The sequence below is a fragment of the Oceanobacillus sp. AG genome, from assembly GCF_009746545.1.
In the GTDB taxonomy this organism is placed as follows: domain Bacteria; phylum Bacillota; class Bacilli; order Bacillales; family Amphibacillaceae; genus Oceanobacillus; species Oceanobacillus indicireducens.
Genome location: NZ_WOWT01000016.1, coordinates 48,015 through 62,034, shown reverse-complemented (window position 1 = coordinate 62,034; position 14,020 = coordinate 48,015). Strand labels below are relative to the sequence as shown.

Below are 14,020 nucleotides of genomic sequence, written 5' to 3'. Positions count from 1 at the left end.
CTTTTTATCAAAAATACATTTAAACTAGACTTATATTTTTATATAAAAGGGGGAGCATCATGATTTCAGCAACTTGGGGTTGGCTTTGGGAAAAACATGATCAAGTGAAGGACATGTTTCGCTTTTTCGTAAAGCCGGAAGACGCAATAGAGAAAAATAAAGTAAAGAAACCAGATGTAACAAAGAGTGGCTACGGTGGTAAAGGAAATGGCGGAAAGCGACCGTACACTAATGCCCAGATAACAGGTCTTATTCTCGGACCGCTATTATTCATTCTTCTTAAGTTCATCTTAACGTTTGACGGATTATCAAGTGAGGGACAAGCGATTCTTGCAAGTACTGCTTGGATTGCAACATGGTGGGTTACCGAAGCAATTCCGATTCCGGCGACATCCTTGCTTCCCATTATCTTGTTCCCGCTAGCAGGCGGCTTAGATATGAAAGCCACGACGTCAGCCTACGGAAATGATACAATCTTCTTGTTTCTTGGTGGGTTTGTCTTGGCTTTAGCGATGGAAAGATGGGATTTACACAGAAGGATCGCGATTAATATCATATCCGTTATGGGAACGAGGCCAGACCGGATTGTGCTAGGGTTTATGGTAGCAACCGGTTTTCTTTCTATGTGGATTTCCAATACGGCAACAGCGATGATGATGATTCCGATTGGACTTGCGATTACATATCAAGTACAAGATGCCTTGAAAGATAACCCGAAAGTCGATACGTCAAAAGGGAATTTCTCCTTTGGTAAAGCAATCATGCTTGGGATTGGTTATTCTGCCTCAATTGGTGGAATGGCGACTCTTATTGGAACACCGCCTAATGCTATTTTAGCTGGTACGCTCCGTGAACTGTTCGGTTATGAAATCTCCTTTGCGGGCTGGATGCTGTTTGGGGTTCCGTTTGCTTGGATTTTATTATTTTTCGCTTGGTTCTATTTAACGAAAATGGCATTCCCTACCGAGTTAAAGGACTTACCGGGTGGGAAAGCAATATTTGATCAAGAAAAAGAAAAGCTTGGAAAAGCGTCCTATGAGGAGAAAGCTGTTTTCATTGTTTTTGTTCTGACAGCGCTTTCCTGGATTACACGTACTTTTGTTTTAGAAAAAATCAATCCGAATATTGATGATACGGTGATTGCAATTCTTGCTGCTATTGTCCTTTTCCTCATTCCGACGAAGAGTACAAAAGCAAGCCATATTATGGATTGGTCGAGTGCGGTGAAACTACCTTGGGGTGTCCTACTTCTTTTCGGTGGTGGTCTATCGATTGCAGCAGGCTTCACAACGTCTGGATTATCAGAATGGATTGGATCACAGTTAATCGGTTTGCAAGGCGTTCATATTATATTAATTATTCTAGCTGTAACAGCGCTTGTTAATGCACTGACTGAAGTTACATCAAATACAGCAACTGCTACGATGATGTATCCAATTATGGCGGCACTTGCTCTTGCGGTTGATGTTCATCCCCTCGTGTTAATGGTTGCGGCGGGACTTTCTGCATCTTGTGCGTTCATGCTGCCGGTTGCTACACCACCGAACGCAGTTGTATTTGGAACGGGGTATATGCGGATTGTCGATATGGCAAAAGCAGGATTCTTCTTGAATATTGCATCGATTATTTTAATAACCTTGACTTGCTATTATGTGCTTCCGGCAGCACTTGGAATTGATATTACCGTTTTCCCGGATAGTTTTAAATAATAAAAAAGAGATGGATACGAATCCATCTCTTTTTTTTGCAATCAACCTTCCATACTTCTATTTTCAGCCCGCTTCTGATAGATCATAACCAATCCTAAGTATGCAGTTGGCAAGATTCCAGCGAAAATGATAACTGCATTCCAGCCAGCAAGGTTCCAAAGCGGTCCAACTACAGTACTCCCCATGCTGACTCCAATATAATAAGCAACTAAATAAAGACTTGCAGCACTTCCCTTATGGTGTGTAGCCTGTTCTGCAACCGTACTTGCTGTTAACGAATGCGCGGTGAAGAAACCTAAACACATCACACATAACCCGATAATGATGAGTGGTAGTGGCGGACTGAGCGTAATGAATATTCCAAAGGACAGTACTAATATTCCCGCTATCCGTACAGGCTTCAGACCAAATATTCCAGCCAACCAACCAGCAAACGGTGCCCCGAAGACACCAAATCCGTAGGCGAAAAATGTATAGGAGATCGTTTTTACAGATAAAGAATAAGGCTCAGCTTCCAAGTGGAATGGTAAGAATGTCCACACAGAAGTGAAAGCAAGCTGCAAAATGAGCCCCATCCCAATAACGGTTAGCAGCTTCGGATTTTTAAAATGTACGAGCATTCCTTCAATATCTCTACGGAAAGAGAGATCACTAGGTTGAAAAAAGCGTGATTTAGGTAAGAATAAGAAAACTAGTATTACGACAATCAGACCTAACCCAGCAAAACTGTAAAAAGCAACTTCCCAGGAAAAGCGATCGGATAAATAACCAGCCATCACTCTTCCAACCATCCCACCGAGTGCATTACTTGCTATATATAACGCTGTGGCAACTCCAATGTGGGGCCGGTCAATTTCTTCATTAATATACGCTAAAGCAGCTGCTGGGAGTCCGGCTAACGTAAACCCTTGGAGGAATCGTAGGATGACGATAAGTGAAAAGGCATCCAACAGTGGGATGAAGAAAAAAGGGATGACAGCTATGATTAAGGAATACTTGATAAAAGCGACCCTGCCTAATCTGTCAGATAAAAATCCGATTACAATCAGTCCAATAATCAGTCCGATAACAGGCAAAGATAATGTTAATGTGGCTTCGGATACTGTTACATTGAACTCTCTTACAAATAACGGTAAGAGCGGCTGGACGGCATAGAGACTCGCGAAGACAAAGAATGAAGCAAGCGCTAGGCTGATTGTAATCAGCCAAAAAGAGTTATCTTTTATGGTATGTTTTCTGGGTTTAATTATTTTGCACTTCCTTATGTAGATCAGCATGGTTGTCTTGTAATCTATTATAGCGCATATTTAAATAAATATTTATCCCGGTGTAATCATCCGTAAAACTCCACCTCAAAACCTCATGTCCATGTCGAGAAAATTTAGGTGGGAGATAACGGACTAACATGCCGATTCGTTCAACTAACAATCAATGGGGGATGAAGAAAAATCCCCACTGATTGAAGTCTCACTTTATTGAAAGAATAAAAAGCGAAGTCTAATTAAAGACTCCGCTACAGGTTGCCTGCTATTAATGGCAGCCAGCAAATGTGTATATAGGATAAAAGCTGATATACACCGTTACGCCTAAAAGAATGTCACGCCGATATTCTATCAGCTTTTGTCAAAGGAGCTTAAAAGATCTCCTTCTGATTAAACCTTATCTTATGAAACGCTTTTCAGAGCAAGGGTTATTTTTAATTAAACTAAGACTCGTGACTACAGTCATAAGAGGTTCAAAATAGTAGTAACAGATTGACATGAAATGCATTTCATAACTTATACTAGAATTAATCTTTCGTTGTAAGTACTGATGAAGTAGGGTGAGTAAATGGCAAATATTAAAGATTTGGCCGAGATGGCAGGGTTCTAAGCAATATGCTTGGAACTTTTTTTGTGACCATTCTCTCTCCCGGCACTATTTTACGATCCATAGCGGCGTTTTTTTGCAAGTTCACGCCATCATTTACAAAGGTTGAATCCGTTTTCTTTGCATAACAATATGTGATATGATAGGATAGGATTATGCTTGTATACAAGTATTCATGTATTTTGTATGTTGATTTCCAATAAGGAGCTGATAAATATATGTCTATGAAAAGGCTTTATCCTGATCGTTTATTATCATCGACTAATTCGATGGGAGAAAGACTTGTTTCCGAATTGAGAATACGGATTATTTCCCAAGATATCCCAAAAGAAAGCGTTCTATCGGAAAATCAGATAGCTAAGGAATATCAGGTAAGTCGCTCCCCAGTCAGAGAAGCTTTGAAAGTATTGGAAAGGGAAGGTCTTGTTCGTTTGGGAAAGATGGGAGCAAATGTTATTGGCATCTCTGAAAAAGATATTGAGGAAATTTATGATATTAGACTTTTGATTGAAACGTTTGTCACAGGTCGGTTGCTCGTGTCGCATAATGACGCGTTGTTGAATGAACTGAGGAAAGTCCTGGAAATGATGAAGATTGCCATCAAATACGGGGATGTTGATGAATTTTCCTTTAAGGATATCGAGTTTCATGAAATCATTATAAAATCAATTAACCACCAGCAAATTTTAATGGTTTGGAATCAATTGAGACCAGTTATGGAATGTCTCATCCTATTATCGATGAGGTATAGGAGCAAGGTTAATTATGAGGATTTCGACCGGATACTGGAAAATCATGAACTTATTATTGAAGCGCTGTCCACGAAGGATAGCAAACTGATGGACAAAGCATTTTACAATAATTTCGGTGATGTACAGAACCGGGTGGAAGAACTGTGGACGAATGCGGAAATGATGAAGAAAGCGAGAGATTATGATGGATGAAAATAGATTTATGCTTGGTGTTGATATTGGAACAACGAGCACGAAAGCAGTTTTATTTCGAGAGACTGGAGAAATTATTGCTGAGGAAAATAATGGTTACAAACTGCATACCCCTGATATTTTAACGGCAGAACAAGATCCCGAGGAAATATTCCAAGCCGTTGTATTGTCAATTGCAAATGTCATGCGCCGCTCGAAGATAGACCCGGAAAAACTATCATTTATTTCGTTCAGCAGTGCGATGCACAGCGTTATTGCTATGGATGAAAATGATCGACCGCTGACACCTTGTATCACTTGGGCAGACAATAGAAGTTCTGAATGGGCAGAGAAGATAAAGGAAGAACATGATGGGCATGATATCTATTTAAAAACAGGGACACCGATCCATCCAATGTCTCCACTCAGTAAAATTGCCTGGATAGAACATGAAAAAATAGAGATAGCACGTAAAACGAAGAAATATATCGGAATCAAAGAATACATTTTCCATAAATTCTTCGATGAATATGTCGTTGACTATTCAATAGCCTCAGCTATGGGAATGATGAACCTGAAAACGTTGACATGGGAAGAACGTGCCCTTTCAGTTGCTGGTATAGACGAATCCAAGCTATCGCGTCTCGTTTCGACTCAAGAGATTTTTACAGGTTGTCATCCGGTATTAGCGAAAGAGATGGGAATTTCGGAGTCAACTCGCTTTGTCATCGGTGCAAGTGATGGTGTCCTGTCAAACATTGGTGTGAATGCTATCGGTGAGGGAGAGGTTGCTGTCACGATTGGCACGAGTGGAGCAATCAGAACGGTCATTCCAGAACCGAAAACAGATGCAAAAGGACGTATCTTCTGTTATGCCTTGACAGAGGATCATTGGGTTATCGGTGGTCCAGTCAACAATGGCGGGATGGTGTTGCGCTGGATTCGCGATGAGCTTGCCGCAAGTGAAGTGGAGACTGCCAACCGATTGGGGATTGATGCATACGATGTCTTGACTCGGATTGCTGATGGTGTTGAACCAGGTGCAAATGGGCTCCTGTTCCATCCATTCTTAGCTGGTGAACGAGCGCCACTATGGAGTGCAGATGTTAAGGGGTCCTTTATTGGCCTGACATTGAATCATAAGAAAGAACACATGATACGTGCTGCTTTGGAAGGAGTTATTTTCAATCTATACACTGTATTTTTAGCTTTGACGGAAGTTATGGATACACCGGTCACTTCCATTAAGGCAACTGGCGGGTTTTCCCGTTCAAAAGTATGGCGGCAGATGATGGCCGACATATTTGATCAAGAGGTAATCATTCCGGAAAGTTATGAATCATCCTGTCTTGGAGCATGTTTATTGGGGCTTTACGCTGAAAAGAAAATAAACTCTTTTGATGTTGTCCAAGATCTGATTGGTGCAACTTATAAACATACACCAAACGCAGCTAACGAAGAAGTATATCGTAAACTTATTCCGATATTCATCAATATATCGAGAGTTCTCGAACAAGAATACAAGAATCTTTCGGAGTACCAGAAGAATACACAAAAAAATGACGAAGGTCATTTAAATAAGAAATATTAGGAGTGAATCACATGTCTTTAGCTGGAAATATGTATCCGTTGCTCATTGTTGCTTTGGGAGTTATTGTCCTACTGATCCTTATCATGAAACTGAACTTGAACACATTTATTTCTTTAGTTATCGTTTCCTTCTTGGTGGCTCTTGCTTTAGGTATGCCACTCGGCGATATCGTTGATTCGATTGAAAGTGGGATGGGCGGAACACTTGGCAGCATCGCGTTAATCTTTGGATTCGGTGCTATTCTTGGTAAGCTTGTTGCAGATGCCGGGGGTGCTCAGCGGATCGCGATGACTTTGATCAATCGGTTTGGCGAAAAGAATATCCAGTGGGCTGTAGTGATTGCATCATTCATCATTGGTATTGCTTTATTCTTTGAAGTAGGTCTTGTGTTACTTATTCCTATTGTCTATCAGATTGCAAAGCAGTTAAGAGTTTCCATTCTTTACTTGGGAATACCGATGGCCACTGCCTTGTCGGTTACTCACGGGTTCTTGCCGCCACATCCAGGACCGACGGTGATTGCTCAGCAGTATGATGCAAATATTGGTATGGTGCTGGTGTATGGGTTCATTATTGCGGTTCCTACTGCGATTATAGCAGGTCCATTATTCACTAGAGTAGCAAGAAAGTTAGTCCCGGAAGCTTTTGAAAAAACAGGCGACATCAAGGCTGTCGGTGAGGTTAAGGAATTCAAACTGGAAGATACTCCAGGTTTCGGTGTAAGTGTTATGACAGCTTTATTCCCGGTTATTTTAATGGCATTAGCCACAATTGTCCAGTTATTGGAGGACATTTGGAATATACCAGGCAACGTGTTTATCGATATTATCCACTTGATTGGTGAACCGACGACAGCACTGTTGATTTCAGTTCTGATTGCAGTGTATACGATGGGGGTTGCCCGGCAAATTCCGATGAAGCAGGTTATGGCCTCTGCGGAAGAATCGATCCGTTCCATTGGAATGATGCTCTTAATCATTGGGGGTGGCGGAGTATTTAAGCAAGTATTGATTGACGGCGGAGTTGGTGATGCAGTAGCAGATATCTTTGCAGGCAGCAATTTATCTCCGCTCATATTAGCTTGGCTTATTGCAGCCATCTTAAGAATTGCACTTGGTTCAGCTACAGTCGCGGCATTGACGACAGCTGGATTGGTCATCCCCTTGATGCAAGGGTCTGATGTCAACCTTGCGCTGATGGTTCTCGCAACTGGAGCGGGTAGTGTCATCGCTTCCCATGTAAACGATGCGGGATTCTGGATGTTTAAGGAGTTCTTTGGTTTGACGATGAAAGAGACATTTTCAACTTGGACCTTGCTTGAAACAATCATTTCGGTAGTCGGGTTAGGTTTCATTTTACTATTAAGTATCTTTGTGTAAAATACTTAAATAATGAAAGGACTTGTAAATATTGCGTCATTCAATCGGTATATTTGGTCTAGGAGTATGGGATCAAGCCTCGCAAAAAACATGCTGAATAATGATGAACGTGTTGCGCTTTACAACTATACTCCTGATTTGACGAAGCGATTTATTGAGGATTTCCCTCATCAGAATGCGGCGGCATATAAAGATTTGGAACAATTTATTGATTCATTGGAGAAACCAAGGAAAATATTTCTGATGGTGACAGCAGGAAGTATTACAGATTCAGTCATCAACTCGATTGTCCCTTTACTTGATAAGGGCGATATTATTATGGATGGTGGAAATGCCAACTTTCAAGATTCAACAAGACGGTTCCATTCATTGAAGAAATTAGGTATCAATTTCCTGAGTGTTGGAGTATCTGGCGGAGAGACCGGTGCATTGAATGGACCTGCTCTGATGCCGAGCGGTGAAAAGGATGTATATGATAAAGTGGCGCCGATCCTTGAAAAGATAGCTGCAAAGGTCAATGGTAAACCTTGCTGCTCCTATATCGGGACAGAAGGGTCAGGCCATTACGTGAAAATGGTCCATAATGGCATCGAATATGCCGACATGCAGCTAATATCGGAAGCTTACCAAATTCTGCGGAAAATCATCGGTCTTGATGTCAAAGAGATAGCAGATATATTTGCTGAGTGGAATGAATGGGAATTGAAGAGTTATCTAATAGAAATTACGAGCGATATATTGAATTATGATGATCCGGAAACATCTCAGCCAATTATCGATGTTATACTAGATAAGGCTGGACAGAAAGGCACTGGGAAGTGGACAAGTAAAGATGCGTTAGATATTGGTGTTCCTGCTTCGATTATTACGGAGTCGGTTTTTGCGAGATATCTCTCTTCTTTAAAAGATGAACGTGTGGAAGCGGCAAACTATTTAGCTGGACCGAAAATGGCATTGGAGATTTCGGATAAAGATTATTGGATCAATCTTGTCAAAGAAGCATTATTCATGGGGAAAATCTGTACGTATGCTCAAGGATTTATGCAATACAAGCAAGCCGCTGAACATTATGGATGGGACTTGCAGTTGGACGAAATCGCACTCATTTTCAGGGGAGGCTGTATTATCCAGGCTGAATTCCTCGAGTCAGTAAGTCAGGCATTTCAAGCCGATCCGGAATTGAAAAATATATTGCGGGCGCCTTATTTTCAGGAAAAGGCGAATAATTATGAGGGGGCATTAAGAAAGGTTGTCATGAAAGCGATGGAAAACGGATTGTCCATTCCGTGTCTAAGTTCTTCTTTATCATTTTATGATGGCTATCGTTCTCCAAGGAATGGAGCTGAATTGATTCAGGCACAACGGGATTACTTTGGTGCCCATACGTATAAACGTGTCGATAAAGCAGGCGTTTTCCATACGGAATGGGGAACAGATCCCATGAGCAGGGATTAGAAAACCTTTTGAATTTACGCTTAAACGACCACCAGCTTTAGCAGGTGGTCGTTTAAGAAGAAGTTGATTAAAAGAGGGACAGTTTGAACCTCTTATGACTGAAGTCACGAGTGTTCTTATTTCTAAATACAGGTGAAAGGAGGACGAGAGAGTGACTGAACAAAGCGTAATTTTCTTTGATATAGATGGGACATTGCTTGACCATCACAAAGAGTTGCCAGCCACAGCAAAAGAAGCAATATTTCAATTAAAAGAAAAAGGTCATGTAGTCGCGATTGCTACAGGAAGGGCTCCATTTATGTATGCTGATTTGCGGGAAGAGTTGGGGATTCATTCTTATGTGAGCTATAACGGACAATACGTCGTTTTAGAGGGGGAAGTGATCTATACGAATCCTTTAAATAAGTCTTCTCTGTTAAACTTTACAGAGAAAGCTCTACACAATAATCATCCCGTTGTGTATATGGATCACGAAGATATGCGGGCGAATGTCCCGGAACATCCGTATATTAACGAAAGTATTGCCAGTTTAAAAATTAATCAATTCCCAACGCATGACCCTTATTATTATCAAGATCGTGCGCTGTACCAAACGCTGCTATTTTGTGCAGAAGGAGAGGAAGAACAGTATGAAAGGGAATTTAAAGATTTTGATTTTGTAAGATGGCATCCTGTATCAGTAGACGTCGTTCCGAAGGGCGGATCGAAGGCTATAGGGATTAAAAAAATGGTTGAAAAACTTGGGATCCCGCGCGAAAGACAATACGCCTTTGGAGACGGATTGAACGATTTGGAAATGTTAAGTTCGATTGAAAATAGTGTTGCGATGGGAAATGCAGAAGAAGTGATAAAGTTAGCTGCAAAATATGTTACGCACTCCGTTGATGATGATGGTATCTATCATGGTCTGAAGATGACAGGCTTGTTGTGATTTAGTTACTGAAAAAAATTAGTGAAGTATGCGAACTAAAGATTATGAAGTACAGCATATCTCATTAACAAGAATATATAAGGATACGGATTAAAAAAAACGAAGTCTGCCTAAAGCGAGACTTCGTTTTTAAACTTTACCTGTATTATATAGCAATAACTCCAACCAACACAGCAACAATTAACAACACAATACTAATTCCCCACATCCAGAACAAGGAATAACGGATGTGTTTCCCCATCTCGAGTCCAGCGAGTCCAAGTGCAAGCCAAAGTGCGGGCGAGAAGGGACTGACGAATGTACCGACAATATTTCCAATTATCATGGCGTAGGCTGTAGACAATGAATCAATGCCAAACCCGACAGCCATTTGGTCAGCAACAGGGAGTAACGCAAAATAATAGGCGTCTGTACTTAATAATAAATCGAATGGCACCCCGAAGAAACCAATGATTAAATGTAAATATGGTGCGATGAATGCCGGAATGATTGTTACTAAATCAGCTGCAATCGCGTTAAGCATTTCCGTTTCTGTTAAAATACCAAGAAATGACCCGGCAGCAAGGATAATCGTTGCCATAGTGAGGGCGCTAGGTGCATGTTCCTTTATCCGGTCTGATTGCTGTTTTACATCTGGATAGTTCAGCGGAAGTGCAATACTAAGCCCAATCATGAATGCGAATCCTGCTGGAATAATTCCCCAGACAAGAACACCGATAACAGATAGAAAAAGAATCGCATTAACCCAGATTAACTTTGGTCGTGCGAGTGATCCTTCCACTTTTGACTGATCCGAATCCCCATTCACTTTGTCTACTGCAGCCGCTGCTTCTTCTGCGCTTACCAAGCCATACTTTTTACTGATTATTTGTTGTTCCCTTATACCGAGAAATACTGCAAGAATAACCATTAAAACGATTCCAATTGCCTGAATTAAAATTAAGGGACGCCACAATTCAGTTACATCAACGTTTAATACCGAAGCGGTTCGTCCTAATGGTCCTGCCCAGGGCACCATGTTCATAATACTCGCGCTACCGCCAATCAACAGCAGTAGTAAATATGGATTCATCTTCAAATGTTTATACAATGGGAGCAGGGCAGGAATTGTAATGAGAAATGTGGATGCCCCAGCACCATCGAGATGAGCGATTGCAGCGATAATGACCGTACCGACACTCACGGTAATAACGTTTCCTTTTGTCCATTTAATCAAGGTACGGATTAATGGATCGAATAAACCCGCGTCTTGCATCACACCAAAGAATAGAATCGCAAAAATAAACATAGTGGCAACATTCATGACGGTTAGAATTCCCTTAGAGAAAAAGTCACCAATTTCAGCAAAGCCAAATCCTGCAATCACAGCAGCGATTAATGGTACAAGTACCATCGCTACGACAGGTGTTACCTTGTTGGTAATTAATAATAATACGATAATCAAAATAGTTAAAAATCCAATGATGCTCAAACTCAAATTTTTCTCCCCCTGACCATATGCAAGCTGTCCTTATGCGTTGTAAGCGCTTGCATATTAATGTAGCTTTCCGTAAGATTAGCTTTTTAAAAATTTACCATACAGAAAGAGGGAAAGAAATATTTCTTGCATAAAAAGAATAATTTATATATTACTCATTTTGTTCATAAATTTCACGGAGGAAGTATTTTCGCTCTGGGCGGCCGACCGTTCCATATTTCAACCTCATTTCTATTTGCTTGATACTAACGAGGTATTCTAAGTAACGGCGAGCGGTGGAGCGGCTCATGCCGATTTGCTTACTAAGTTCGACGGCAGTAATTCCCCTTGTAAGTTCTGTTTCTAGTAAGGTTGTAATTTCATTTAACGTAATAGCATCAATCCCTTTAGGTAAGTTCTCGCTATTATGCTTAGGAAGGGACTTAGGTAAAATATAAGTGTCAATCTCATCCTGGCCTAGCACTTCTTTAGATTCAAGAAAACTTCTTCTTTCTTTAAATCTGTTTAATGTCCGCTCGAATCTATCCATATCTACCGGTTTTATAATGTAGTCAAACACCCCGCCCCGCACCGTTTCTTGGATCGTGTTCACTTCATCAGCTGCGGTGACAATGATAATATCCGTATTTCTATATGTACTACGGTTCTCCCAGAACAAATCAAGACCTTCTACGTCAGGAATGTAAATATCTAGTAGCACAATATCGGGAACATTGCTGCTCTCTTTGAGAAAGTTTAATGCTTCCTCGCCGGTCTTGACGGAAGCACGAACGATAAATCCTTCCGTGTTTTCGATAAACTGCTTGTGAATATTTGCAATCCGAAAGTCATCTTCAACAATTAAAACCTGATAGTTCTCTTTCACCTTGTCACTCCTTTCTTTTCGGTATCATGATGACGAAGCAAGCTCCACCCATGTCACCATCTTCCAGGATGATTTCACCGTTGATCCGCTGGATTGCTTGATTGGACAAAGCAAGACCAATCCCGCGATTCGTTCCATTTTTTGTAGAGAAGCCCTGGTCGAAAACTTTTGGAATATGTGAGGCTTTAATACCTGGACCAGAATCTTCTACTTCTATTAGGATGTCCTCACCTATATCTGTAAAAAATACTGATACCTTTCGCTTCTCTGGGGCCTCATTTTTCACCGCTTCAATCGCGTTCTCTATCAAATTACCAAGTACGGTTAACAATACATCCTTTTCTATTTCAGAAAAACGATAGGATAACTCACTATCGGGATGAACACTCAACTTCACCCCAAGCTCATTCGCCTGATTCCATTTCCCTTGTAAAATCGCATGGATAATCGGATCGGTGAAGTGATCGGTTAAAAATTGATCCCATTTATCCCTTGTCTCCCGATTTCTTTTTATAAAGTCAATCGCTTCGTCATACTGCTTCAGCTGCAGCATGCCGAGAATCGTATATAATTTATTGGAGAATTCATGGTTTTGTGCCCGCTGCGCATCGGCATATTGCTTCACCCTTGATAACTCATGAATAACTCCTTCGAGTTCCGTCTTGTCACGGAATGTTAGTACTGTCCCGATTTTCGCGTCTTTTTGATACATTGGTGTTTGGTTCACGAGTAACACATTTTTACCCATTACGACCTCGATGTCGTGCATGCACTTGTTGTCTCTAAGCAAGCTTGGCACATTGAACTCGGGGAAAATAGCTTGAATAGATTTACCGATATAATGATCCTCGGTAAACGGTTCTTGTAATAAATGTAGTGCGGAAATATTCATCATCGTAATGCGAGCCTTATTATCGATAGCAATAATTCCTTCATGTGTCGATTGTAAAATGGCTTCCTTTTCAATCATTAAGTTTGAGATTTCTTCCGGTTCCAGATTGAATAATAGTTTTTTAATATAGGTCGCAATCAGAATTGCTCCAATGATTCCGAGTAAAATAATAATTGAAATCGTAAGCCATAACTCGTAATTTTGCTTTTTGATAATTTCCCGAATGTCATCAATCATAAATCCGACCGAAACAATTCCAATAATCTCACCGTCCTCAGAGTAGACAGGGGTTTTTCCTCGAATGGATTCGCCTAGTGATCCTTCTGCTTCCGATATGTATGATTCTCCATGTAATAAAGCCCGGTCATTATCTTCACCGACCATTTTTTTGCCAATCTTCGCGGAATCGGGGTGGAAGTAGCGGACGCTTTCTGTGTTGCCAATAACAATAAATTCTGCTTCTGTAACGTCTTGAATTGGCATCACAATTTCTTGAATAACCGCTGCAGGATTATCCGATTGAAAAGCCTCTCTTAGTTCGGGAATAGTTGCGATCGTCTTCGCAACACTGAGTGCCCGCTTACCAACCTGATCCTCAGTCGTATTTGAAATAAAGTCATGAAGAAAGAAGGCAAAGACAATAAAGATACTGATAATCAAAATGCTGATTAGCATAATCATCTTTGCTTTCAAATTAAACCGGATCCTTGGCCGATTTTGTTTAGTTTGATGAGGAATTGGATTCATTGTTTTGACTCCATCCATTTTAAATATATTTCTATTAGTTTATCACGTATTAACGGTCTGTAATACCCCCACCTCTAAACAAGAGGGAGAGCCAAAATGTTAAGGTGGGGGATATACAGTCCGTAAATACCTGATTCTGTTTAACTAACATTCAGTGGGGGGGAAGGAAATCTCCACTGAAT

Annotated in this window: 9 protein-coding genes and 1 pseudogene; 6 read left to right on the top strand and 4 right to left on the bottom strand. The window is 40.8% G+C overall.

Annotated elements, in window-relative coordinates:
• Window positions 1–59 precede the first annotated feature (59 nt).
• A complete protein-coding gene (locus tag GN217_RS10085) occupies window positions 60–1,709 on the top strand; it encodes an SLC13 family permease (protein WP_156856560.1) in 1,650 nt (549 codons plus the stop codon).
• A gap of 41 nt (window positions 1,710–1,750) precedes the next feature.
• Here GN217_RS10085 and GN217_RS10080 read toward each other — a convergent pair whose 3' ends face one another.
• Window positions 1,751–2,986 carry an MFS transporter gene (locus GN217_RS10080; RefSeq protein ID WP_156856559.1) on the bottom strand — a complete coding sequence of 412 codons (1,236 nt, stop codon included), beginning with the start codon at window positions 2,984–2,986 and terminating at the stop codon, window positions 1,751–1,753.
• Between the two features lie 810 nt (window positions 2,987–3,796).
• Here GN217_RS10080 and GN217_RS10075 point away from each other — a divergent pair.
• The 5 genes and pseudogenes from GN217_RS10075 (at window position 3,797) to GN217_RS10055 (ending at window position 9,857) form a co-directional block, all read left to right on the top strand.
• Complete coding sequence (locus tag GN217_RS10075) at window positions 3,797–4,522, top strand: GntR family transcriptional regulator (protein WP_232334401.1); 726 nt, start codon at window positions 3,797–3,799, stop codon at window positions 4,520–4,522.
• On the top strand, window positions 4,515–6,092 hold the full coding sequence (gene gntK / locus GN217_RS10070; protein ID WP_156856587.1) for a gluconokinase: 1,578 nt from the start codon (window positions 4,515–4,517) through the stop codon (window positions 6,090–6,092). Before GN217_RS10075 ends, gntK begins: the two co-directional genes overlap by 8 nt.
• 29 nt (window positions 6,093–6,121) lie before the next feature.
• Window positions 6,122–7,471, top strand: coding sequence for a GntP family permease (locus tag GN217_RS10065; protein WP_156856586.1), 1,350 nt, complete (start codon window positions 6,122–6,124; stop codon window positions 7,469–7,471).
• A gap of 31 nt (window positions 7,472–7,502) precedes the next feature.
• A pseudogene (gnd, locus tag GN217_RS10060) lies at window positions 7,503–8,926 on the top strand (decarboxylating NADP(+)-dependent phosphogluconate dehydrogenase).
• Window positions 8,927–9,077: 151 nt separating this feature from the next.
• Complete coding sequence (locus GN217_RS10055; protein WP_156856558.1) at window positions 9,078–9,857, top strand: Cof-type HAD-IIB family hydrolase; 780 nt, start codon at window positions 9,078–9,080, stop codon at window positions 9,855–9,857.
• A 145-nt stretch (window positions 9,858–10,002) separates the two neighbouring features.
• Here the strand turns inward: GN217_RS10055 and GN217_RS10050 are convergent, their stop codons facing one another.
• The 3 genes from GN217_RS10050 to GN217_RS10040 all read right to left on the bottom strand — a co-directional run bounded on the left by GN217_RS10050 (window position 10,003) and on the right by GN217_RS10040 (window position 13,838).
• On the bottom strand, window positions 10,003–11,334 hold the full coding sequence (locus tag GN217_RS10050) for a CitMHS family transporter (RefSeq protein WP_156856557.1): 1,332 nt from the start codon (window positions 11,332–11,334) through the stop codon (window positions 10,003–10,005).
• 151 nt (window positions 11,335–11,485) lie between these two features.
• Complete coding sequence (locus GN217_RS10045) at window positions 11,486–12,199, bottom strand: response regulator (RefSeq protein WP_156856556.1); 714 nt, start codon at window positions 12,197–12,199, stop codon at window positions 11,486–11,488.
• 4 nt (window positions 12,200–12,203) lie between these two features.
• Complete coding sequence (locus GN217_RS10040) at window positions 12,204–13,838, bottom strand: ATP-binding protein (protein WP_156856585.1); 1,635 nt, start codon at window positions 13,836–13,838, stop codon at window positions 12,204–12,206.
• Between the last annotated feature and the right edge of the window lie 182 nt (window positions 13,839–14,020).